At 69.3% G+C, this 23,203-nt stretch carries 22 protein-coding genes; 5 read left to right on the top strand and 17 right to left on the bottom strand.

The window, feature by feature from the left end; genetic code table 11:
- Positions 1–147 precede the first annotated feature (147 nt).
- The 10 genes from INR38_RS11480 to INR38_RS11435 all read right to left on the bottom strand — a co-directional run bounded on the left by INR38_RS11480 (position 148) and on the right by INR38_RS11435 (position 12,334).
- Positions 148–1,638: an ATP-binding protein gene (locus INR38_RS11480; RefSeq protein ID WP_207444425.1), complete on the bottom strand. Its 1,491-nt coding sequence runs from the start codon at positions 1,636–1,638 to the stop codon at positions 148–150.
- Positions 1,635–2,309, bottom strand: coding sequence for a response regulator transcription factor (locus tag INR38_RS11475; protein ID WP_012203526.1), 675 nt, complete (start codon positions 2,307–2,309; stop codon positions 1,635–1,637). Before INR38_RS11475 ends, INR38_RS11480 begins: the two co-directional genes overlap by 4 nt.
- Positions 2,310–2,369: 60 nt before the next feature.
- Positions 2,370–2,774, bottom strand: a complete 405-nt coding sequence (locus INR38_RS11470) for a hypothetical protein (protein WP_012203525.1) — start codon at positions 2,772–2,774, stop codon at positions 2,370–2,372.
- Between the two features lie 36 nt (positions 2,775–2,810).
- A complete protein-coding gene (locus INR38_RS11465; protein WP_207444426.1) occupies positions 2,811–4,322 on the bottom strand; it encodes an ATP-binding cassette domain-containing protein in 1,512 nt (503 codons plus the stop codon).
- Between the two features lie 308 nt (positions 4,323–4,630).
- Entirely contained in the window at positions 4,631–6,205 is a 1,575-nt protein-coding gene (locus INR38_RS11460; RefSeq protein WP_207444427.1) for a Do family serine endopeptidase, read from the bottom strand.
- Between the two features lie 95 nt (positions 6,206–6,300).
- Entirely contained in the window at positions 6,301–6,669 is a 369-nt protein-coding gene (gene arsC / locus INR38_RS11455; protein ID WP_096915295.1) for an arsenate reductase (glutaredoxin), read from the bottom strand.
- Positions 6,670–6,700: 31 nt separating this feature from the next.
- The gene (locus INR38_RS11450; protein WP_013804016.1) at positions 6,701–8,017 is read right to left on the bottom strand and encodes a nucleobase:cation symporter-2 family protein; all 1,317 of its coding nucleotides are present in this window, start codon (positions 8,015–8,017) and stop codon (positions 6,701–6,703) included.
- 206 nt (positions 8,018–8,223) lie between these two features.
- On the bottom strand, positions 8,224–9,609 hold the full coding sequence (locus INR38_RS11445) for an 8-oxoguanine deaminase (protein WP_013804017.1): 1,386 nt from the start codon (positions 9,607–9,609) through the stop codon (positions 8,224–8,226).
- A 112-nt stretch (positions 9,610–9,721) separates the two neighbouring features.
- Positions 9,722–10,630, bottom strand: coding sequence for a LysR family transcriptional regulator (locus INR38_RS11440; protein WP_012203519.1), 909 nt, complete (start codon positions 10,628–10,630; stop codon positions 9,722–9,724).
- Positions 10,631–10,687: 57 nt separating this feature from the next.
- Complete coding sequence (locus INR38_RS11435; protein WP_207444428.1) at positions 10,688–12,334, bottom strand: iron ABC transporter permease; 1,647 nt, start codon at positions 12,332–12,334, stop codon at positions 10,688–10,690.
- A 212-nt stretch (positions 12,335–12,546) separates the two neighbouring features.
- Here INR38_RS11435 and INR38_RS11430 point away from each other — a divergent pair, with 212 nt between their 5' ends.
- The 4 genes from INR38_RS11430 to INR38_RS11415 all read left to right on the top strand — a co-directional run bounded on the left by INR38_RS11430 (position 12,547) and on the right by INR38_RS11415 (position 16,174).
- Entirely contained in the window at positions 12,547–13,644 is a 1,098-nt protein-coding gene (locus tag INR38_RS11430; protein ID WP_013804019.1) for an ABC transporter ATP-binding protein, read from the top strand.
- Between the two features lie 97 nt (positions 13,645–13,741).
- Positions 13,742–15,121, top strand: coding sequence for a SpoIIE family protein phosphatase (locus INR38_RS11425; RefSeq protein WP_207444429.1), 1,380 nt, complete (start codon positions 13,742–13,744; stop codon positions 15,119–15,121).
- Positions 15,118–15,750 (top strand): DUF6272 family protein, encoded by a 633-nt coding sequence (locus tag INR38_RS11420; RefSeq protein WP_207444430.1) that lies wholly within the window; start codon positions 15,118–15,120, stop codon positions 15,748–15,750. Before INR38_RS11425 ends, INR38_RS11420 begins: the two co-directional genes overlap by 4 nt.
- A 37-nt stretch (positions 15,751–15,787) precedes the next feature.
- The gene (locus INR38_RS11415; RefSeq protein WP_012203514.1) at positions 15,788–16,174 is read left to right on the top strand and encodes a DUF1987 domain-containing protein; all 387 of its coding nucleotides are present in this window, start codon (positions 15,788–15,790) and stop codon (positions 16,172–16,174) included.
- Positions 16,175–16,199: 25 nt separating this feature from the next.
- Here the strand turns inward: INR38_RS11415 and INR38_RS11410 are convergent, their stop codons facing one another.
- From INR38_RS11410 to INR38_RS11380, 7 genes are all read right to left on the bottom strand, one after another.
- Positions 16,200–16,676: a GNAT family N-acetyltransferase gene (locus tag INR38_RS11410; protein ID WP_207444431.1), complete on the bottom strand. Its 477-nt coding sequence runs from the start codon at positions 16,674–16,676 to the stop codon at positions 16,200–16,202.
- Positions 16,677–16,690: 14 nt separating this feature from the next.
- Positions 16,691–17,440: a lysophospholipid acyltransferase family protein gene (locus INR38_RS11405; RefSeq protein ID WP_043824190.1), complete on the bottom strand. Its 750-nt coding sequence runs from the start codon at positions 17,438–17,440 to the stop codon at positions 16,691–16,693.
- Positions 17,441–17,604: 164 nt separating this feature from the next.
- Complete coding sequence (locus INR38_RS11400; RefSeq protein ID WP_013804025.1) at positions 17,605–18,900, bottom strand: dihydroorotase; 1,296 nt, start codon at positions 18,898–18,900, stop codon at positions 17,605–17,607.
- A 229-nt stretch (positions 18,901–19,129) separates the two neighbouring features.
- The gene (locus INR38_RS11395) at positions 19,130–20,092 is read right to left on the bottom strand and encodes an aspartate carbamoyltransferase catalytic subunit (protein WP_012203510.1); all 963 of its coding nucleotides are present in this window, start codon (positions 20,090–20,092) and stop codon (positions 19,130–19,132) included.
- 2 nt (positions 20,093–20,094) lie between these two features.
- Positions 20,095–20,613, bottom strand: coding sequence for a bifunctional pyr operon transcriptional regulator/uracil phosphoribosyltransferase PyrR (pyrR, locus tag INR38_RS11390; RefSeq protein ID WP_012203509.1), 519 nt, complete (start codon positions 20,611–20,613; stop codon positions 20,095–20,097).
- On the bottom strand, positions 20,610–21,068 hold the full coding sequence (gene ruvX / locus INR38_RS11385) for a Holliday junction resolvase RuvX (RefSeq protein WP_012203508.1): 459 nt from the start codon (positions 21,066–21,068) through the stop codon (positions 20,610–20,612). Before ruvX ends, pyrR begins: the two co-directional genes overlap by 4 nt.
- The gene (locus INR38_RS11380) at positions 21,065–21,664 is read right to left on the bottom strand and encodes a YqgE/AlgH family protein (protein WP_012203507.1); all 600 of its coding nucleotides are present in this window, start codon (positions 21,662–21,664) and stop codon (positions 21,065–21,067) included. The genes ruvX and INR38_RS11380 overlap by 4 nt, the downstream gene beginning before the upstream one ends.
- A gap of 24 nt (positions 21,665–21,688) precedes the next feature.
- On the opposite strand from INR38_RS11380, the gene INR38_RS11375 reads away from it, so the two are divergent.
- On the top strand, positions 21,689–23,170 hold the full coding sequence (locus INR38_RS11375) for a deoxyribodipyrimidine photo-lyase (RefSeq protein ID WP_207444432.1): 1,482 nt from the start codon (positions 21,689–21,691) through the stop codon (positions 23,168–23,170).
- The last annotated feature ends 33 nt before the right edge of the window (positions 23,171–23,203 follow it).

Here is a 23,203-nt window from a genome sequence, read left to right as displayed (position 1 = left end):
ACGGAAGCAGACTGCCCGCGCGGCTGATGAGGGAATGGCAAGGCAGGCGGGCGGGCACCAATTTGGGGATTGTGACCCGGCCGGACGCAAGCTGGAAGCATTCCGGCCGCGCTAAAGGCCGACAAGCCTGCGCGCCACGCGCCGCTGTCAGCGGCCCGACACAGGCGGCCAAATCACCTGCACGCGCAGGCCGCCCAGCGTGGGCGAGCGGTCCAGCAGCAGGCGTGCGCCATGCCGCTCGGCAATGGTCTGCACGATGGCCAGGCCCAGGCCGCTGCCCTGCGCCTGCTGGCCCGCAGAAGCCGCAGAAGCCGCTGAAGCCGCTGAAGCCGCTGAAGGTCCACGCACAAAGCGCCGCAGCACCAGTTCGCGCTCGCTTTCGGCAATGCCGGGGCCCGAGTCCTCGACCACCAGCGCGCGGCCCTGGGCATCGCTGCGCCAGCCCACATCGACGCGGCCGCCTTGCGGCACGTACTTGACGGCGTTGTCCAGCAGGTTGCGCACCAGCATCTGCAAGGACTGTGCGTCGCCCGCCACGGCAAAGGATTGCCGCAGTTGCGGGGACTCGCTCAGGCCCATGTCCAGGCCGTGCTGCTGGGCGGCCACGGCCTGGTCTGCCAGGGCCTGCTCCACCACCTCGCGCAGGTCCACGTCGGCAGGTGCGGCCGTGGCAGCGTCGTGCCGGCCCTGCATGCCTTGCACGCCGGGGGCCGTGCCTTGTACCGTGCCTTGGGCTTCCTGCCGCGCCAATGTCAACAATTGTTCGACGAGCCGTGTGGCCCGGTCTATGCCGGCTGAAAGACGCTGCACGGCCTCGTCATGCGCGGCCACATCGGGCGCGCGCTGCAAGGCCACCAGTTGCAGCTTGAGCGCGGCCAGCGGAGAGCGCAGCTCGTGCGCGGCGTCCGCCACGAAGTGCTGCTGCGCCTCGAAGGCCTGGCCCACGCGCTGCAGCAGCGCGTTGAGCTCGGCCACCAGGGGCCGCACCTCGTCGGGCAGGCCCTCGGCAGGCACGGGCGCAAGGTCCTGCGGGCGGCGCGTGGCCAGCTCGCGGCGCACGCGCTGCACGGGCGCCAGCGAACTGCGCACCACCCACCACACGGCCAGCGCCAGCACGGGAGCCAGCAGGGCAATGGGCAGCAGGCTTTGCCAGGCGGCGTCGCGCGCCAGGGTGCGGCGCACGCGCATGTCCTGCGCCACCTGGATCACCTGCGAGCGCGTCTGCAGCGAGAACACGCGGTAGACGGTGCCGCGCGCGGGCACGTCGGCAAAGCCCAGCACGGCCATCTGCGGCAGGGCGGCGCCCAGGGCGGATTCAAAAATGCGCAGGCCTTCGTTGGTCCAGACCTGGACGATGAATTCGTGGTTCTCATCCTCGGGCGGCGTGCCCTGGGGCCTGCCGCGCGCATCCACCGGCAGGCCGGCGCGCAGCGCAAAGGCGGTCTGCTGCATCTGGTAGTCGAACAGGGTGTCGGTCTGCAGCAGCGCATTGCGGTAGGCCAGCAGGCCCTGCAGCAGCGCCGTGAGCACGATGGCGGCGCCCAGGAACATGAGCAGCCGCGTGCCCAGTGCACCGGGCAGGCGGCTGCGCGCCCGGGCGACAAGGGAGGAAACAAGGGAGGAAGCCGGCGCCGTCATGGCTTGGGCACCATGTAGCCCACGCCGCGCACATTGAGGATCAGCCCCGCGCCCAGCTTCTTGCGCAGGCCGTGGATGTAGACCTCGATGGCGTTGCTGCTGACCTCGTCGCCCCAGCCGTAGAGCTTGTCCTCGATCTGCTGGCGCGACAGCGTGCTGCCCGGGCGTGCCAGCAGCGTCTCCAGCACCGCCCATTCGCGGCCGGAGAGCACCACGTCGCGGCCATCGACGCTGGCCTCGCGCGTGGCGGGGTTCAGCCGCACGCCCTCGCGCTCGTACAGCGGGTCGGACCCGCCAGAGGCACGCCGCGCCAGCGCGCGCAGGCGCGCGAGCAGCTCGTCCAGGTCATAGGGCTTGACCACGTAGTCATCGGCCCCCGCATCCAGCCCGGCAATGCGGTCGCGCACGGCATCGCGCGCCGTTGCCACCAGCACCGGCGTGCGATCGCGGCGCCCGCGCAGATGGCGCAGCACCTGCAATCCGTCCTGCCCCGGCAGGCCCAGGTCCAGCAGCACCATGTCATAGCCATGGCCGCCGCCCGGGCCGGGGCACAGGGCCGCATCGGCCTGCAGGCCGTCACGGACCCAGTCCACCGCATGGCCCTCGCCGCGCAGCAGGGTCTGCACGGCCTCGCCGATCATGGCGTCATCTTCGACAAGCAGTAAGCGCATGGTTGAAGAATAGCTCCCTGGAAGGCTGGCTCAGTTGGCGACTCAGGGGGTGAGCGGCGGCTACACCGCCGCTTCAATCTTCGGCATGGCCATCCGGGCCTTGGTCAAGGCCATGCCCAGGTTGGCGGTACGCCGGCAGACGAAGACGGCCACGTAGTCGGGCATGAGCTTGCCGCGCAGGAAGACGTGGATGAGGTTGTCGCTATTGACGATGAGCTCCTGGAAGTAGTGGTGGCCGTCGTCCTTGAGGCCGCGCGACTTCTTGAACAGGCTCTCGATCATCGAGACATTGGGGCCGTTGAACAGGTCGGCCGTGGCGGCGGCCACCAGGTCGATGACTTCGCGCGGATGCGAGTCCACCGTGCGGATGGCCAGCAGCATGCCGGAGGCGGCATCCACGTAGCCGATGGCCAGGCACTCGGGCACGGACCCGGCCACCTCGCTCAAAACGTTATCCAGGCTCATTGCAGCTTTCCTTTTATTGTGAATGGATGTGATCGGTCAGCCCATCTTCAGCAGCAGTGCCACTTCATACGCGTAGAGCAGGTCCTCCTGGGCCTGGGACTGCACGTACTGGGCGTCGATGAGGCGCACGCGGCGCAGCGCCTCGTCGGCGGTGAGGCCCTCGCGCACCAGCCATGCGGCCAGCACCGTGCCCGTGCGGCCCAGGCCGGCCAGGCAGTGCACGGCCAGCACCTCGCCCGCGCGCAGCATGGCCGACATGCGCGCCAGCAGCATCTGGATCTGGGCCACCGTGGGTGATTCGTGGTCGCGCACCGGCAGGTGCAGGTTGCGCAGGCCGTGCCGCTGCAGCGGCTCTTGCGGCAGGTCGTTTTCGGTCAGCGTGATCAGCACGGTGACGCCGCAGCCGCGCAGGGCCTTCAGGTCAAAGTCCATGGACTGCACCACGCCGGGCTGCGGCGCACCGGCCAGCCGGCCCGGCACCAGCCAGGCAAAACCGTTGGGGCCACGGCTGGCGGGCACGGCCTGCGGGTCAGCGGCCAGCGGCTGCCAGTCCACCAGCACGGCGGGATTGACGGCGCGCGGCCGGGCAGCGGCAGCGGGTGTCGGTGCGGGTGCGGGTACCGGCGCAGGCATGGATGCAGGCACGGGTGCAGGCGCAGGCTCAGGTGCAGGCATGGGCTCGGATGCAGGCTCGGTGGCCACTGCATCCGACAGAAACTCGGAGATCGCGGCCACGGCCGCTGCAGGCAGGGGTGGCGGCAGGGGCACGCCCTCCTCCAGGTCTTCGGCCCGCGCATCGGGAGAGGCCACGGCACAGCTGCCGGTGCGCAGGAACTGCTGGCCCGCCAGCGACAGCGGCGCACGCTGAAAGGCTTCCATGGATTGCGCCTCGGCGATGCGGCCGCCGGCCAGCAGCAGCATGTCCTGCGCCACGGCCTGTGCGTGCTGCTGCTGGTGCGTGCTCATCAGCACGGCAGCGCGCTGACCCACCTGGCGCAGCAGCTCCAGCAGCACGAAGGCCTCGTAGCCCTCCAGCTCGGCCGTGGGCTCGTCCACCATCAGCAGCGCCGGCTCGGCCAGCGCCTCGCGCAGGATGGCCACGGCACGCTGCTGCACGGGGGACAGCTGCAGCGCCGGCTGGTCGAACATCAGCGCAAGCTCGGGAAAGCCGAAGGCCTGCACCTGGGCGCGGCACCAGTCGCGCAGTTCATGCGGCACCAGCTTGAGACGGGGGCGCGCCAGCTCCACGATGGCATCGAAGGTGCTGGCCATCATCAGCCTGGCCTGCTGCTGCACCAGGCGCGGCGCCTGCAGGCCGCTGCGCCATGGCTGGCCCGCGTAGCGCGTGCTGCCCCAGCGGCGAAAACGCGGATTGGCGGCATTGAGATCGGCCAGCGTGCGCAGCAGGGTGGATTTGCCCGATCCCGAAGGCCCCAGCAAAACGGTGACGCCCCGGGCGGGCAGTGCGAAGTCCACCTCAGCCAGGATGACGCGCGCACCGAACGATGCGCCCAAACCCGCCACCTGCAAGCTGTAGTCCTGATTCAAAGCCGTGCCCCTCCTGTGATGCGTTGCGCCCCCAGGGGCCGTATTCCGTGAATCAAGACGGTCAGCGCACGCCTCGATGGGCCGGCAGTCTAAGCGGTTTCCCTTACATCAATCCGTCACAAAAAGAAACATTACTAACGCAAACGTGCGTCATTTCACACGATACAACCATCACATTGGCGTACCGCTCCTTGGACCGCTGGCATTTTTCTCTGGGTTTTCCCAAAGCGATAGCCCCGGCGCATTCACGCCGGGGCCGTGCGATCAATCAAGTGTGTGGATGCTTCTGGTCCCTTACCTCCTTTCACTTACCCGAGACGTACGGGGACAAAGATCCTGTTGCCATCGCGCCAGATCAGCACGGCCACGGTCTTGCCGGCCTTGGCCATGGCGGCGCGCACGGCCTCGATATCACCGGCAGGCGAGCCGTTGATGGACAGCAGCACATCGCCCTGCGTGATGCCGGCCTCGGCGGCCGGGCCTGCGGCGTCGGCCACGACCAGGCCGTCCTTCACGCCGATCTGCTGCTTTTCCTCGGGCTGCAGCGGGCGCAGGGCCAGGCCCAGCTTGCCCTTGCCGGCGTCGGGCTTGTCCTTGGCCACCTTGGCGGCCTTGTCGCTGGCATCGCCCAGCACGGCGCTGAGCGTGCGGGCCTCGCCGTTGCGCCATATCTCCAGCGTGACCTTCTGGCCCGGCAGCGCCTGGCCCACAAAGGCCGGCAGATCGCCCGATCCCACGATGGGCTGGCCATCGATCTTGCGCACCACGTCACCGGGCTCCAGGCCTGCCTGGGCGGCGGGGCCGCTCTTGTCCACGCTGGACACCAGGGCGCCTTCGGGACGGTCGAGCTTGAAGGAGTCGGCAAAGGCCTGGTTCACCTCCTGCACGGCCACGCCCAGCCGCGCATGCTGCACCTTGCCCGTGGCCACGATCTGCTGCTGCACGCGCGTGGCCACCTCGATGGGAATGGCGAAGGACACGCCCTGGTAGCCGCCCGAGCGCGAGTAGATCTGGCTGTTGATGCCCACCACCTCGCCGCGTGCGTTGAACAGCGGGCCGCCCGAGTTGCCGGGGTTGATGGCCACGTCGGTCTGCAGGAAGGGCACGAAGGAGTCGTCAGGCAGGGTGCGGCCCTTGGCGCTGACCACGCCGGCCGTCACGCTGCTCTCGAAACCGAAGGGCGAGCCGATGGCCAGCACCCAGTCGCCCACGCGCAGGTCGGCCGTCTTGCCCAGCGATACGGTGGGCAGGTTCTTCGCCTCGATGCGCAGCACGGCCACGTCGGTCTTGGGATCGGCGCCCAGCACCTTGGCGCTGAACTCGCGCCGGTCGGTGAGCTTGACAGTGACTTCCTTGGCGCCACGCACCACGTGGGCATTGGTCAGGATCAGGCCGTCGCTGGAGACGATGAAGCCCGAGCCTTCGCCGCGCGTGGGCAAATCGCGCTGGGGCTGACCCTGGCCCATGCCCGGCATGCCGGGCACGCCGAAGCGGCGGAAGAATTCAAAGAACGGATCGTTGGGGTCCATGCCCTGCAGGCCCTGACCTTGGCCCTGGCCCTGCCCCTGCCCCTGCCGCGCAGCGGCCTCGTCGCCATCGTCGCCCATGGCGCGCGAGCTGCCGACCACGCTGATGTTGACCACGGCCGCGCCGTTGCGCGCCGTGATGTCGGCAAAGTTGGGCGCCACCACGGCGGCGGCGGGAGAAGCTGGAGAAGCGGTAGAAGCAGGCTGTGCTGCAGGCGCAAACAGCGACGTGGCGGCACGTGCATCGCCATGCACCACACCAACCAGACCGGCGCCCGTGGCGCCCAAGGCGCCGATGGCACCTGCGGCCACCAGGGCCAGCACCAGACGGCGGGGAGTGGACAGAATCTTGTTCATCGCAGACCTTTCCTCAAAAGCAGCGTTCCTTGCTGCGTTGAGGAGAAGTCTGAAGGGGCAGACTTAGGCGAGGCTTAGAACCCTCGCCGTGCATCTCAGATCAGCGCCAGCACCTTCTCCGGCGGGCGGCACAGCGCCGCGCCCTTGGGCGTGACGACGATGGGGCGGTTGAGCAGCACGGGGTGCTCGGCCACGGCGGCGATGAGCTGCTCATCGCTGACGGATGCATCGCCCAGGCCCAGCTCGGCGAAGACGGCTTCCTTGCTGCGCAGCAGCTCGCGCACGGGCACGCCAAGCCGCCGGACCAGGGCCTGCAGTTGCGCAGCGTCCAGGGGCTGGGCGATGTAGTCGACGATGGTCGGCTCCACGCCGTTGTCGCGCAGCAGGGCCAGCGCGCCGCGCGAGTTGCTGCAGCGGTTGTTGTGGTAGATGGTGATGTCGGTGCGGGGTGCGGTGGTGTTCATGGGCCGCAGTGTAGGCCCATGAAAATGCGCATCAGGCCACGGCTTCCTCGGGATGGGCATCGACCTCGCGGCCTGGCAGCAGCAGGTTCAGTCCCACCGCGACCAGGGCGCCGACGGTAATGCCCGAGCCGAAGACTTCGCGCACGAAGGCAGGCATGCGGGCCAGCAGGTCCGGGCGCACCGTGACCGCCAGGCCGCAGCCCAGCGAGACCGCGATGATCAGGCTGGCGCGCCGCGAGTGCTCGGCGCCGCTGAGCATGCGGATGCCGGCCGAAATGATCATGGCAAACATCATCAGCCCCGCGCCGCCGAGCACGGGCTGCGGAATCGTCACCACCAGTGCGCCCAGCACAGGAAAGAGGCCGGCCAGCAGCAGCATGACGCCCGTCAGCATGACCACGTGGCGGCTGGCCACGCCGGTCAGCGAGACCACGCCCACGTTCTGGGCGAAGGTGGACAGCGGAGGGCTGGACATCACGGCGGCGAAGGCCGAGCCCACGCCATCGCACAGCATGCCGCTGGACAGGCGCTTGCCGTCGATGCGCGTCTGCGTGGCCGCGCCCAGGGCCATGAAGGTGCCCGTGGTCTCGACGATGGTCACCAGAAAGGCGATGGACATGGCGACGATGCCGGCCACCGGGAACGTCATGCCGAAGGTCAGCGGCTGCGGGATGGCGAAGACCGCGGCCTCGCTCACCTGGGTGAAGTCGATCAGGCCCAGCGCCAGGCACAGCACATAGCCGCAGGCGATGCCCAGCACCACGGCCGAGGCAGAGACGATGCCCCTGCCCCACTGCACGAAGCCGATCACCAGCACCAGGACGAAGCCGGCGATGGCCAGGTGGCCGATCGCGCCGTAGTCGCTGCGGCCCACGCCGCCCGCAGCCCAGTCCACGGCGACGGGGGTCAGCGACAGGCCGATCATGGTCACGACCACGCTGGTCACGGTGTGCGGAAAGAAGCGGCGGATCACGGGCATGAAGTAGCTGCCCACGATCATCACCAGCGACCCTACCAGCGAGGAACCCAGGATGCCGGCCACGCCATGCTCCAGCCCCACGCTGATGCCCGCGCCCACGAAGGCGAAGCTTGTGCCCATGACACAGGGCAGCCGTATGCCCACGGGCCCCACCCCCCTGCACTGGACGATGGTGACAACGCCCGAGCCCAGCAGCGCTGCATTCACCAGCGCCACGATCTGGTCGGCCGGCAGCTTGAGCGCCCCGCCGAAGACCAGGGGCACGGCGATGATGCCGCCCAGCGCCGCCAGCAGGTGCTGCAGCGACAGAAGGACCGTGGTGATGAGCATTGGCGGACGGTCTTCCACCTTGTAAAGCAGTTGTTCCATTGTCTTGTCTCCTTGTGTCCTGGCCGTCGGCCTCTTCAGAGGCGCTTGTATGTATGTCGGGGCAGTGGTGCCGGAAAAGGGTGGGGGTCCTGAAAGTGCTGTCCGGGTCTTCGAGCCTCCTGGAGATGCTTCGGGGGAATGGCGCAGCGCGGCAGGCCAGCACCCGCGATGGCCTGGGTGCCGGCCTGCCGCGCTGCAGGGATATGTCAGTGGCCCGCTGCGCGCTCGAACAGCGTGCGGGCCAGTTCGCGGTGGCGTGTCAGCACGCGCGGCAGGTCGGCGGTGAGCAGGTGTCCGTCGCGGACCACGACGCGGCCGTTGATGACGCTGGTGGACACGTCGGTGGGCGTGCAGAACACCAGCGCGGCCACGGGGTCATGGCCTGCGCCCGCGTAGCCCACGCCCGACATGTCGAAGGCCACGAAGTCGGCCGACATGCCCGGCGCCAGCGCGCCGATGTCGTCGCGCCCCAGCACGCGCGCGCCGCCCAGCGTGGCGATCTCCAGCGCCTCGCGCGCGCCCATGGCGGCAGGGCCGTGGCCCACGCGCTGCAGCAGCAGGGCCTGGCGCGCCTCGCCCAGCATGTGGGCGCCGTCGTTGGAGGCGCTGCCGTCCACGCCCAGGCCCACGGGCACGCCCGCATCACGCATGGTGCGCACGGGCGCGATGCCCGAGGCCAGGCGCATGTTGGAGCACGGGCAATGCGCCACGCCCGTGCCCGTGCGCGCGAACAGCGCAATGCCCTCGGCATCGAGCTTGACGCAGTGGGCATGCCAGACATCGGGGCCGACCCAGCCCAGGCTTTCTGCGTACTGCGCGGGGGTGAGGCCGAATTTCTCGCGCGAGAAGGCGACGTCGTTGTCGTTCTCGGCCAGGTGGGTGTGCAGCGACACGCCGTGCGCACGCGCCAGCACGGCGGACTCGCGCATCAGCTCGCGCGTCACCGAGAACGGCGAGCACGGCGCCAGCACCACGCGCAGCATGGAGTGGCGTGCGCTGTCGTGGTACTGCTGGATCAGGCGCAGGCTGTCGCGCAGGATGGCTTCCTCTTCCTCCACCACCGCGTCAGGCGGCAGGCCGCCCTTGCTGCGGCCCAGGCTCATGGAGCCGCGCGCCGCATGAAAGCGCATGCCCATCTGCTGCGCCGCGGCGATGGAGTCGTCCAGCCGAGCGCCATTCGGATACAGGTACAGGTGGTCGCTGGTGGTGGTGCAGCCCGACAGCATCAGCTCGGCCATGGCGGTCTGGGTGGAGACGTGGATCATCTCCGGCGTGAGGTGCGACCACAGCATGTACAGGTTGGTCAGCCACGAGAACAGCTCCGCATCCTGCGCGGCCGGCACGGCGCGCGTGAGGCTCTGGTACATGTGGTGGTGCGTGTTGACCAGGCCCGGCATGACCACGCGGCCGCGCATGTCCAGCACCTGGGCCGTGCCGTCGTCCACCATGCGGCGGTACTGCGGCGGCAGATCGGCCGTGGCGCCCACCCATTGCACGGCCGGGCCGTCGGCCACCAGGGCGCCGTCGCGGATCTCGCGGCGCTGCGCATCCATGGTGACGAGTACATCGGCGTTCAGTGCGATCAAGGTCATGGCGTTCTCTTCTTCGAAATGGAAAAGCCGCCAGTCTAGGAAGGACAAGCCATTGCCGATAGCGCTGAATTCCGCCCGATGTGTCCACAAAAAGTGGACAAGTGACTAAGACTCACCGCCCCCCGGCAAACAGCCTTGCCAGCGCCTGGCCGATGGACTGGGCCATCAGCTCCCCCGCCGCGCTCAACTGCCCCCTGGCCCGGCCGGTCAGCACCAGCGTCTGCCGCCGCAGATGCGCATCGCGCAAAGGCACGAAGACCAGGGCATTGCGGCTGCGCTCCTCCATCACGTCCAGCGGATTGAGCAAGGCGATGCCCTCGCCCAGCATGACCAGGCGCTGGATCAGCGCCATGGAGGTGGACTCGGCCACGGGCGTGACCTCGATGGCGTTGCGCGCAAAGGCTTCGTCCAGCAGGCTGCGGATGGACAGCGGCGGCGCGGGCAGGATGAGCGGATGGCCTATGCACTCGCTGAGCAGCACGGACGATTGGCGCGCCAGCGCATGCCGGGGCGGCACGATGGCGCCGATCTGCCATTCGCTGGTGGCCAGCGCGCGCAGCGCGGGGCGTTCGGACAGGTCGTAGGCCAGGCCCAGGTCGGCGTCGCCGCCTTCCACGGCGGCCGCGATGTCGCTCAGGGGCAGGTCGATGATGCGCACCACGATGCCCGGGTGGCGCTGGCGGAATTCATGCACCAGCGAGGGCAGCAGCGAACCGGCCAGCCCCGTGGTCGCGGCCACGGTGATCTCGCCGCTGCGCGCGCCCTGCAGTTCGGCAATGCGCTCGCGCAGCGCCGCATGCTCGCGCAGCGTGGCGCGCACATGGGCCAGCACCATCTCGCCCGTCGGGGTGAGGCGCAGGCGCTTGTGGATGCGCTCGAACAGGGGCGTGCCCAGCTCGGCCTCCAGGTCGAGGATCTGGCGGTTGACGGCCGTGGGAGCCACGTGCAGATGTTCGGCCGCCTTGCGGATGGAACCGCGGCGGACCACTTCGTCGAGATAGCGCAGGACTCTGGCGTGCATGGCGCGAGCGTAGCGGGGTTTGCCGCGCCGCGCTTTGCAGCACCCGGCAGCGCAGGCTCAGCGGGCCGTGCCCGGGCGCTCGGCGCGCAGCGTGCGGCTGAGCATGATCACGGGGATCAGGCCCACCAGCACCAGGGCCAGCGACGGCAGGGCGGCCTCGCCCAGGCGTTCGTCGCGCGCGAGCTGGTAGGCCACGACGGCCAGGGTATCGCTGTTGAAGGGGCGCAGCACCATGGTGGCGGGCAGCTCCTTCATCACATCGACGAAGACCAGCAGCGCCGCCGCCGCCGTGGAGCGCCTGAGCAGCGGCCAGTGCACGCGCGACAGCATGCCCCAGGCGCCCGTGCCCAGCATGCGGGCCGAGTCGTCCAGGCTGGGCGCGATGCGCGCATAGCCGCTTTGCATGGACTGCAGGGCCACGGCGCAAAAGCGCACCAGGTAGGCCCAGACAATGCCCACGGCGGTGGCCGTGACCAGGCCGGCAAAGCCCCATTCGGGCCGCACCTGCTGCACCCAGCCCACAGGCAGCAGCAGGCCGACGACGACGACGGCGCCCGGCACCGCATAGCCCAGGCTGGCCAGTTGCACCACGCCGCGCGTGACGGCCGACTCCTTGTGGCGGCGCACGGCAAACGCCAGGGCCACGGCGATGATGACGGCCAGCACCGAGGTGATGGTGCCAAGGCGCACGCTGTTGAGCGCCCAGTCGAGGAAGCGGTCCCAGGGCAGCACCGACCAGTCGGCCGCCAGCGGGCGCAGCATGAAGAACACGGGCGCCACAAAGCCCATGAGCACGGGCAGCAGGCACGCCAGCCAGGCAAGCGCGCAGCGCCAGCCGTGCAGGCGCAGCGGCTGCGCCTCGGCCGAGCTGGCGCGGCCCGTGCTGCCGGTGACGAAGCGCATGCGCCGCTGGGCGCGCAGCTCCAGCTGCAGCAGCAGCACCACCAGCACCAGCAGGAAGGTCGCCAGCTGCGCGGCGGCAATGCGGTTGTCCATGGACAGCCAGGCCTTGTAGATGCCCGTGGTGAAGGTCTGTATGCCGAAATAGCTGACCACGCCGAAGTCGGCCAGCGTCTCCATCACCACCAGGGCCACGCCAGCGGCCACGGCCGGGCGCGCCAGCGGCAGCGCCACCGACCAGATGCGCCGCGACAGCGGCGCGCCCATCAGGCGCGCGGCCTCCATCAGGTGCGCGGCGCGCTCGCCCAGCGCGGTGCGCGCCAGCAGGTAGACATACGGGTAGAGCGAGAAGATGAAGACCCAGACCGCGCCGCCCAGGCTGCGCACCTCGGGCAGGAGCCGGCCTTCCAGGCCATAGGTGTCGCGCAGCCAGGTCTGCAGCGGGCCGCTGAACTGCAGGAAGTCGGTATAGGCATAGGCCGTGACATAGGCCGGCATGGCCAGCGGCAGCAGCAGCAGCCATTCGAGCTGGCGCCGGCCACGGAAGTCGAACAGCGTCACGGCCGCCGCCGTGCCCGTGCCCACGATGGCCGCGCCCAGCGCCACCAGCAGGCCCAGCCAGACCGTGGTCCACAGGTAGCCGGGCAGCACGGTGGCCGCCATCTCGCGCAGGATGGAGCCGGCCAGGGCATCGCCCTGCCCCACGGGCAGCCAGGAGCCGAGCACGGCCAGCACGGGCAGCATCAGCACCAGGGCCAGCAATAGCAGGGGAAGGGAGCGGAGTACGGACGACAGACGGCGCAAAGCGGAGGTCTCGGCTAGAGGATGAGGGAGAGGATCTGGCTGCCGGGCTATGGAACGGGCCGGGATCTGCGGCTGCCGCCGGCCTGTGGGCCGATGTGCCGCCGAGACCGGGCGTACCTGCAGGCTGCTGGAGTCGGCGGGCTCCGGGCATGCCCCTGGCCCGCCAATGCAAATGCGAATTCTATTCATTTGCGCGGTTCTACAATCGCCGCATGTTTTTGACCGTCTCCCAACTCGAGGTGCGCTACCCGGGCCGCGACAGGCCTGCCGTGCAGGGCGTCACGCTGAATCTGGCCGCTGGCGACATCGGCGTGCTCATCGGCCCCTCGGGGTGCGGCAAGACCACGCTGCTGCGTGCCGTGGCGGGCCTGGAGCCCGTGAGCGGCGGCGAGATCCGCATCGACGGCCAGCTCGTGGGCAGCGCGGATTTCTCGCTCCCTCCCGAGCAGCGGCGCATCGGCATGGTGTTCCAGGACTATGCGCTGTTCCCCCATCTGAACGTGGGCCGCAACGTGGCCTTCGGCATCCACCATCTGCCCAAGGCGCGCCAGGCCGAGCGCGTGGCCGAGGTGCTGGAGCTGGTGGGCCTGGCCGGCAGTGCAGGGAGGTTTCCGCACGAGCTGTCGGGCGGCCAGCAGCAGCGCGTGGCACTGGCCCGCGCACTGGCGCCCAGCCCGCAGCTGATGCTGCTGGACGAGCCCTTCTCCAACCTCGACGTGGACCTGCGCGAGCGCCTGGCCCACGAGGTGCGCGGCATCCTCAAGGCCGCAGGCGCCACGGCCCTGTTCGTCACGCACGACCAGCTGGAGGCCTTTGCCATCGGCGACATGATCGGCGTGGTCCACCAGGGGCAGCTGCAGCAGTGGGACGACGCCTATTCGCTGTACCACCGCCCTGCCACGCGCTTCGTGGCGGATTTCATCGGCCACGGCGTCTTCGTGCCGGCCACGCTGGCGCCTTCCGGGGCCGGCGGCGTGGTGGCGCGCACGGCGCTGGGCGATCTGGTCGATCCGGCCACCTGCCCGCTGCCCGCGCAGTTTCCGGGCGGCGAATGCGATGTGCTGCTGCGCGCCGACGATGTGGTGCACGACGATGCCTCGCCCGTGCAGGCACGCATCCTGCGCAAGGCGTTTCGCGGCTCGGAGTTCCTCTACACGCTGGAGCTGGCCAGCGGCCACAGCGTGATGGCCCATGTGCCCAGCCACCACGACCATGCGGTGGGTGAGTGGGTGGGAATCCGGCTCGACATGAATCACGTGGTCGCCTTCCCGCGAGAAACACAGGGCGCCCCGCAGTCCGCTGCAGCCTGAACCAGCGGCGTCCGCCGCGCCGTCCGGGCTTTGTCATTCGACGGTCACGGGTGGAACCCAGAATCAGTCACATCTTGTGACAATTCAAGGCCACCCCATGTTTGCTCTGGACCCCTCCTCCACGCAGCACCCTGCAGCGGATCAGCTACCTGACCCTGAACCCATTCCCGCGCTGGCCCCGGCGCCCGCCGCGCCGCGCCTTGTGGCCCGTGCAGGCCAGCTCAGCCAGCCCACGGCACCGATCGCGCCCGAGGCCAGCAACGAGGATGTGCACCGGCTGTTCAGCGAGCAGCCCCTGCTCGAAACCCTGGCCGTGGTGGCCGATGACCGGCCGCTGGGCCTGATCAACCGCCAGCGCTTCATGGAGCAGTACGCGCGGCCCTTTGCGCGCGACGTGTTCGGCCGCCGCAGCTGCCTGGTATTCACCGACACCGCGCCCATGGTGGTGGCGGCCGGCCTGCCCATCGACCAGCTGGTGCAGCAGGCGCTGGCCAGCGGCAGCCGCGTGCTCAAGGACGGCTTCATCACCGTGGAGGAAGGCCGCTACGCAGGCATAGGCACGGGCCACGCGCTGATGGCCGCCATGTCCGACATCGAGGCCGACAAGACGCGCCAGCTCATGGCCAGCATCGACTACGCCAGCCTGATCCAGCGCTCGCACCTGGTCGAATCCGACCGCGTGCTCGCCAGCCAGCTGGCCGACCACGGCCTGCTGTGGGAGCCGCGCGATGTGGTGGGCGGCGATGCGTATTTCTTCCGCGCCACACCGCAGGGCCTGCTGGGCTGCATGTTCGACTGCACGGGCCACGGCGTGCCGGGCGCCTTCATGACGCTGATTGCGCTGTCCTTTCTCGAACAGGCCGTGGCGCCTGCAGGTATCGGCACTGGCACCGGCGCCGCCATCGACCCCGGCGCCCTGCTGGGCCAGATGAACCGCTACATCAAGCGCGTGCTGCAGCAGCGCAGCCGCGACGTCCAGCCCGCCTGGGGCGCACCGGCAGCGCCCGCCGATGGCCTGCCCGCCGAAAAATCCTCCAGCGACGGCCTGGACGCCGCGCTGTTCCTGCAGTCGCCCTGCGGCACGCAACTGCGCTTTGCCTCGGCCCGGCTGGACCTGCTGGTGGCGCCACCCGGCGTGCAGGAGGCGGCCAAGGTACAGATCCATGCCGGCGACAAGCTGGGCATAGGCTATGCGACCACGCCCGACGACGCGGCCTGGAGCACGCAGGAGCTGGAGGTCGCGCCCGGCTCGCTGCTGATGGTGGCCACCGATGGCGTCATCGACCAATTGGGCGGCCCGCGCCAGATCGCCCACGGCAGAAAGCGCCTGGCGCGCTTCCTGCACGAGCAGCACGACCGCCCCGCCGCCCAGGCCTGCGCCGAATTCCGGCAGGCCTTTGCCCAGTGGCAGGGCACGCAGCGCCGCCGCGACGATGTCTCGCTGCTGGTGTGGCGCAACCAGGCCCTGCAGCCATGAGCCCGTCCGAATTCGCGCACCTGCGCGCCCAGGCCGAGCACAACGGCCTGCTGCTGTACTACGCGGGCACCTTCAACCCCAACGTGATCCAGGCGGCGGCCGACACGCTCAAGTGCCGGCTGGCCAGCGAGGACGGATCGAGCAGCGCCAAGCGCAAGCTGTTTTCCACCTTCATCGAAATGGCGCAGAACGTGCTGCACTACGCGGCGCCGCTGCCTGCCTCTGACGCCGGAGCCAGCCAGGCACTCGGCGAACCCGTGGCACAGGGCGCCATCGGCGTGGGCCGCGTCGATGCACCGGCCGGTGCCCCGGACGCGGGGGCCGATCAGGCACAGGCGCGCTTCTGGATTGCCTGCAGCAACGCCGTGCGCCGCGAACATGTTCCGCGCCTGGCCGCCAAGCTGGATGCCGTGCGCGCCATGAGCCACCCCGAAATCAAGGCCGCCTACAAGGCCCAGCTGCACAACACCGACCACAGCGCCAGCGATGACATCAGCCGCGGCGCGGGCCTGGGCTGGCTGACCATTGCGCGCGACGCCTCGGCACCGCTGCAGTACCACATCGCCACGGGAGAGGACGCCGCAGATACCGCGCCCCATGCCGTGTTCCACGTCAAGGCGCTGATCTGAGCGCCGGGCCCCCTTCCCGAATCCGAATGACGCCGCCATGCAAGCACTGAAATCCGAACGCACTTCCGTCACGCCCGAAGTGGTCTTCTCGCCGGCCGAGCAGCTTTTGCGCATCGAAGGCGAGTGCTATCCCGAAAACCCGCTGCCCTTCTTCAACCCCCTGCTGGCCATGCTGGGCCAGTACTTCGAGGCCAGCCAGCCCGCACGCTTCGTGGCCGAGGTGAAGCTGCAGTACATCAACAGCGCATCGACCATGGGGCTGCGCTCGCTGTTCGAGCTGCTCGACCATGCAGGCAGCAAGGGCACGGACATCCGCGTGCTCTGGGCCTTCGACGAGGAAGACGACGCCATCGAGGAACTGGGCGCCGACCTGGTGGAGGACTTCGCCAACCTGGTGCTGGAGCGACAGCCGTACAGCAACTGAGTGCAGGCCTGCTCCGCCCTGGCCTTCAGGCCAGCGGCTTGCCCATGAGCACCGTGGTCAGACCGCAGTCCCATTCCTCGTCGGGATAGGTGTCCAGCGTGGCATAGCCCTGCGCCGTGTAAAAGCCCAGGGCCTGGGTGTTGAAGCTGTCGGTCTCCAGGCGCACCTGGGCGTGGCCGGCGGCGCGCAGAGCCTGCTCGGCATGGGCCAGCAGGGCACGGCCCACGCCGCGCCCCTGCCAGGCCGGCAGCACATGCAGGGCGCCGATGAAGTCATCCACCCAGTCCACGAAGCCGGCGACCACGCCATCGCGCTCGGCCACCCAGAACAGGTGGCCGCGCGACTGCACGTACTGCCCGGTCTTGCCGGAGGCGCAGAACTGCGCATGCTTGTCCGCCGTCAGCTGGGGCTTCCAGGTGCTCTCGTAGGTGGCCCAGAGAACGGCGTTCAGGGCCGGAAGGTCATCAGGCCGCGAGGGCCGGAGCTTGAGGGTGTCTGTCATGTCGCTGGCAGCGTTCAGGCCTGGCGCAGCCGGTCCACCTCGGCATGCAGGTCCTGGGCCCAGACGCGGCGGTCGCGGCCTTCGGCCGTCTGCGGCTGGCCATAGTGGACGACGGCCACCAGGTCGTCGGCGCACAGCGTGCGCCAGATGGAGCCCAGCAGGGTTTCGTCGCCCTCGTAACTGGGTGCGTGGCTGATCTGCCCGGTGGCGCCGTCGATGAAGCGCAGGCCCACGGGCAGCACGGGCGCATCGATCTGCACGGCCGCTTGCAGCAGGTTGGCATGGAAGGGCAGCAGCTTGCGGCCGTCGCCCGTCGTGCCTTCCGGGAAGATGGCCAGGATCTCGCGGCGCTGCAGGGATTCCTCCATGCTCTGCACCATGCGCCGGGCATCGCGGCGCGAGGTGCGCTCGATGTACAGCGTGCCCGCCGCCGTGGCCAGCGTGCCGATCAGCGGCCAGCCCTTGACGTCGGACTTGGAGATGAAGCGGCAGTGCCGTGCCGCATGCAGCACGGGAATGTCGAGCCAGGAAATATGGTTGCTGACCATGAGCATGGGGCCCTGGCGCGGCGGCTCGCCCTGGATCTCCAGGCGCACGCCCGCATGGGCCAGCAACTGCAGGGCCCAGGCCTGTACATGGGCGTGCTGGCGCGCCTCGGGCAGCTGCGGAAAGCGCAGGGCCACGATCCACAGCCCCTTGCACACATGGCCGAACAGGCGCGCTGCGCGCAGCGTGGCGCGCCCTCCATTACGCAAGCGTTTCATTTCAGCCATTCAGCGCGTTTGGCAACGCCCATGCCCGTGAAACAGGCACGCTCCATCTCAGGGACACCGAGGAAGGGCCGCCCCGCACCGAGGGTGTCGTCCCCCTCCCTCGCGTAGCGAGTAGAGAGGGGGAAGTCGCGAAGCGACTCAGGGGGCGCTTCATTTCAGCGGCGTTCGTAAGCGATACGGCCATCGACCAGCGTGCAGCGCACGCGGGCCGGCAGCTCGTAGCCGCCGAAGGGCGTGCTCTTGCCCTGGCTGGCCAGTTCCTGGGGCTTCACGGTCCAGGCCGCCTGCGGATCGACGATGCACAGGTCGGCCACGCCGCCCTCGGCCAGACGGCCCAGTTGCTCCTGCAGCTCGCCCAGCGCCGATCCCAGCACCTGCACGGGCGATGCCGTGATGGCGGCCAGTGCGCGGCTCAGGGGCACACCGCTTTCCTGCGACCACTTGACGGCCAGCGACAGCAGCAGCTCCACGCCCGTGGCGCCGGGCTCGGCCTCGGCAAAGGGCAGGACCTTGGCGTCTTCATCGACGGGCGTGTGGTCGGAGACCAGGGCATCAATGGTGCCATCGGCCAGCGCGGCAGACAGCGCATCGCGGTCGCGCTGCTGGCGCAGCGGAGGCGTGACGCGCGCGCTGCTGTCGAAGTAGCCGATATCGGTATCGGTCAGGTGCAGCGAGTTGATGGACACGTCGGCCGTGACCTGCAGGCCTTCGGCCTTGGCACGGCGCACCAGTTCCACGCCTGCGGCGCTGGACAGGCGGCACAGGTGCACGCGCGCCTGGGTGCCGCGCATCAGCTCGAAGATGGTGTGCAGGGCAATCGTCTCGGCCGCCACGGGCACGCCGGACAGGCCCATGCGCGTGGCCAGCGGGCCGCTGGCGGCCACGCCCTTGCCCAGGTACAGCTCCTGCGGGCGCAGCCACACGGTGTAGCCGTAGGTGGCCGCATACGCCAGCGCGCGCTGCAGGGTCTGGGTGCTGGTCATGGGCACTTCGGCCTGGCTGAAGCCGATGCAGCCGGACTCGGTCAGCTCGGCCATCTCGGTCAGCACCTCGCCCTTGAGGCCCAGCGTCAGCGCGCCCAGCGGGAACAGGCGCGACTGGTGCAGCTTCTCTGCGCGGAACTTGAGCATCTCCACCAGGCCCTGCTCGTCGAGCACGGGATCGGTGTCGGGCGGGCAGACCAGGCTGGTCACGCCACCGGCCACCGATGCAGCCATCTCGGACTGCAGCATGCCTTCGTGCTCGTGGCCGGGCTCGCGCAGGCGCACGGCCAGATCGACCAGGCCCGGCAGCACCCAGCAGCCGGCGGCATCGATCTCGCGTTCTGCGGCGAATCCCTCGGGCGCCTTGCCGATGGCCAGCACCTTGCCGCCGTCGATGGCCACGTCGGCCTGCTGGTCCAGGCCCCGTGCCGGGTCCATCACTCGGCCGTTGCGGATGAGTATCTTCATGGTTTGCTACCCCGTAGACCGCAGGCGGCGCATGGGCTGCGGCCTGCGGCGATCAAAAACATATGCATTCACAAAAAGCGCCTGGACTCAGTCCAGGACACCGGGCATGGAAAAAGCATGGCCCATCTCAGGGACGCCGAGCAAAGGCCGCCCTGCAGCGAGGGCGTCGTCCCCCTCCCGCGTAGCGAGAGAGGGGGAAGCGACGCAGTCGCTCAGGGGGTGCTTCATTTCAAGCCTCGTTACCGGCGACGATGGACATGACGGCCATGCGCACGGCGATGCCGAACGAGACCTGCGACAGGATCACGGCCTGCGGGCCATCGACGACTTCGGAGTCGATCTCCACGCCGCGGTTGATGGGGCCCGGGTGCATGACGATGGCGTCCGGCTTGGCCAGGCGCAGCTTCTCGGCCGTGAGGCCGAAGCTCTTGAAGTATTCCTGGCTGGACGGCAGCAGGGCGCCGCTCATGCGCTCGTTCTGCAGGCGCAGCATGATGATCACGTCACAGTCCCGGATGCCCTCTTCCAGCGTGTGGAAGACGCGCACGCCCATCTGCGCCAGGTCCGGCGGCACCAGGGTGCGCGGGCCGACGACGCGCACTTCGGCCGCGCCCAGCGTGGTCAGCGCATGGATGTCGGAGCGCGCCACGCGCGAATGCAGCACATCGCCCACGATGGCCACGCGCAGGTTGGCGAAGTCCTTCTTGTAGTGGCGGATGGTGTACATGTCCAGCAGCCCCTGCGTGGGGTGGGCGTGGCGGCCGTCGCCGGCATTGACCACGTGGACATGGGGCGCCACATGCTGGGCGATGAGGTAGGGCGCGCCCGACTCGCTGTGGCGCACGACGAAGATGTCGGCGGCCATGGCCGAGAGGTTGGCGATGGTGTCCAGCAGCGACTCGCCCTTGCTGGCCGAGCTGCGCGCGATGTCCAGGTTGAACACGTCGGCCGACAGGCGCTTGGCCGCGATCTCGAACGTGGTGCGCGTGCGCGTGCTGTTCTCGAAGAACAGGTTGAACACGCTCTTGCCGCGCAGCAGCGGCACCTTCTTGACCTCGCGGTCATTGACGCTGACGAAGTTGGCCGCCGTGTCCAGGATGTGGGTCAGGATGTCCTTGGACAGTCCTTCGGTGGACAGCAGGTGGATCAGTTCGCCGTTCTTGTTGAGCTGGGGATTGCGCTTGTACAGCACGGTCAGGCCTCTTGGATGCGGAATTGGAAGACGCCGGCGTCATCGCGCGCCAGCGACAGCAGGCGGTCGGCCGGCAGCGCGATGCGCGCGGCGGCAAAGTCGGCCTGGAAGGGCAACTCGCGCCCGCCCCGGTCCACCAGCACCGCCAGGCGCACGCAGGCCGGGCGGCCGTAGTCATAGAGTTCGTTGAGCACGGCGCGCACGGTGCGGCCGGTGTAGAGCACGTCGTCCAGCACCAGGATGTCGGCGCCGTTCACGTCAAAGTCGATCTGCGTCTGAGCGCTGGTGGCCATGCCGCGCTGCGCGAAGTCGTCGCGGTGCAGGGCCGAGGACAGCACGCTGGGGTTGCCGGGCAGGTTCAGGTCCTTGTGCAGCCGCTCCACCAGCCAGGCGCCGCCGGAGGTGATGCCGGCCAGGCGGGTTTCAGGCCCCATGAGGCTGCGCACGCCGCGCAGCAGTTCGCGGTACAGGGCCTCGGCGTCCAGCACCAGGCTGCCGGCTCCCGCAATGGTTTCACTCATGGAAGACTCCTCAAAAACTGTTCAAGAATGATGCAGGCCGAGGCCGCATCGGCATCCCTTGCGCCACCGGCCAGGGCCTCGGTGGTGCTGTAGCGCTCGTCCACCTCATAGACAGGCAGGCCGAAGCGGCTCTTGAGCTGGCGGCCGAATTTCTTCGCCCGCGCCGTGTTCTCGTGCGCATTGCCGTCGGGGTGGTAGGGCACGCCGATGACCAGCGCATCGGGCTGCCACTCCTTGATGCGCTCGCCGGCCTGGGCCAGGCGGGCCTCGCCGGCCTCGGCGCGGATGGTAGGCAGCGGGTTGGCCGAGCGCAGCATGCGCGTGCCCACGGCGCAGCCCGTGCGCTTGGCCCCGAAGTCGAAGGCCACGAAACTCTGGAAATGGGAGGGAACGGTGGGCGGCACGGCCGTGCCGGCTGCCGCTGCTGCCTGGGACTCGGGAGCGGGCAGGCTCATGCGCGCCCCGCCTCGGGCGAGATCATCCAGCGCTGCAGGCCCAGCAGGCCCAGGGCGCGGTCATAGCGGTCGTCGACCGGGGTATCGAAGATGACGTTGGCGTCGGCGCCCACCGTGAGCCAGGCGTTTTCGGCCAGCTCCGACTCCAGCTGTCCCTCGCCCCAGGACGCGTAGCCCAGGGTGACCAGCAGGCGCTTGGGGCCTGCGCCGTCGGACAGGGCTTCGAGCACGTCCTTGGAGGTGGTCATCTCCAGGCCGCCGGGAATGGTCATGGTCGAGGCGTAGGCGGACTCGTCGTCGGGCGCGCCTTCGATGACCATGGGATCGTGCAGCACAAAGCCGCGATCGGTCTGCACGGGTCCGCCGTTGAAGACACGGTTGCCGCGAAGGTCCTCGCGGCCCAGGGCCAGATCCACCTTTTCCAGCAAGCCTTCCAGCGTAAGCTGCGAGGGCTTGTTGATAATCAGACCGAGCGCACCGCGCTCGCTGTGTTCGCACAGGTAGATCACACTGCGCGAGAACGCTTCGTCTTCCAGGCCAGGCATGGCAATCAGGAAGTGGTGCGTCAGATTGATAGGCGCAGTTTCAGCAGACATAACCACGGATTTTACCGGCGATCCATGCCACCTTCTTACCCTGTGGGCTTGGTCTGGCTGCGGCGCGACCTGCGCCTGGCCGACCACGCTGCCCTCTACCACGCGCTGCGCCAATGTCGGCAGGTGCATTGCGTGTTCGTGTTCGACGACGACATCCTCGCCCCCCTGCCCCGTGCAGACCGGCGCGTGGAGTTCATCTGCCAGAGCCTGAGCGGGCTGGACGATGCGCTGCGCCAGGCCTCGGGCCGCGCCGACACCGGCCTCATCGTGCGCCGCGGCCAGCCCGCTGAGCAGATCCCGGACCTGGCCCGGCAGCTCGGCGCCCAGGCCGTGTTCTGCAACTGGGACGACGAGCCCGACGCCCTGGCCCGCGACGCCCGCGTGCGCCAGGCCCTGGCCGCCGAGGGCGTGGCCCTGCACAGCTTCAAGGACCACATGGTCTTTGCGCGCGACGAGGTGCTGACCCAGGCCGGCGCGCCGTTCTCGGTGTTCACCCCGTACAAGAACGCCTGGCTGCGCCAGATCACGCCCTTCTTCCTGTCCGCCTATCCCAGCGAGCGCGACCTGCCCGAGCGCCTGGCCCCGCGCCCCGAAGGCGAGCGCCGCCCCGTGCCCACCGCAGCCGACCTGGGCTTCGAAGCCGGCACGCTGGACGGCCTGCGCCTTCCCACGGGCTGCGCTGGCGCCGAGGAACTGCTGGCCGACTTCCTGCCGCGCCTGCCGCGCTACAAGCAGGCGCGCGACTTTCCCGCCGTCAAGGGCCCCAGCTACCTGAGCGTGCACCTGCGCTTTGGCACGGTCTCCATCCGCCGCCTTGCAAGGCTGGCCTGGGAGCAGACGCAGAGCCAGCCCCATGATGCCGAGGGCGCCACCACCTGGCTGTCCGAGCTCATCTGGCGCGACTTCTATTTCCAGATCCTGGCCCACCATCCGCACGTGGTGCACGCCAGCTTCAAGCCCGCCTACGACGCCATCGTGTGGGATACCGGCCCCGAGGCCGATGCGCTGTACGCCGCCTGGTGCGAGGGCCGCACCGGCTATCCGCTGGTCGATGCCGCCATGCGCCAGCTCAACACCACGGGCTACATGCACAACAGGCTGCGCATGGTGGCGGCCAGCTTTCTGGTCAAGGATCTGGGCATAGACTGGCGCCGGGGCGAAGCCTGGTTTGCGCGCCAGCTCAACGACTTCGACCTGGCGGCCAACAACGGCGGCTGGCAGTGGGCGGCCTCCACGGGCTGCGATGCCCAGCCCTGGTTCCGCATCTTCAACCCCATCACGCAAAGCCAGAAGTTCGATGCCGACGCGCGCTTCATCGAGCGCTACGTGCCCGAGCTGGCCCGCCTGCCCGCTGCGCTGCGCCACGCGCCCTGGCAGGCCCGGCCGCTGGAGCTGGCCGAGGCCGGCGTGGTGCTGGGCACGGACTACCCCCATCCCGTGGTGGACCACGCAGCCGCGCGCGAGCGCACGCTGGCCCGCTACGGCGTGGTCAAGCAGGCCGGCTGAAAAAACTGCTGGAATAAAAAAAGAGCAGCGAAT

Source organism: Delftia sp. SD018, from assembly GCF_017355445.1.
Classification (GTDB): domain Bacteria; phylum Pseudomonadota; class Gammaproteobacteria; order Burkholderiales; family Burkholderiaceae_C; genus Comamonas; species Comamonas acidovorans.
Note: the sequence above shows the minus strand (reverse complement) of the source record. Positions and strands in the feature narration are given on the sequence as shown.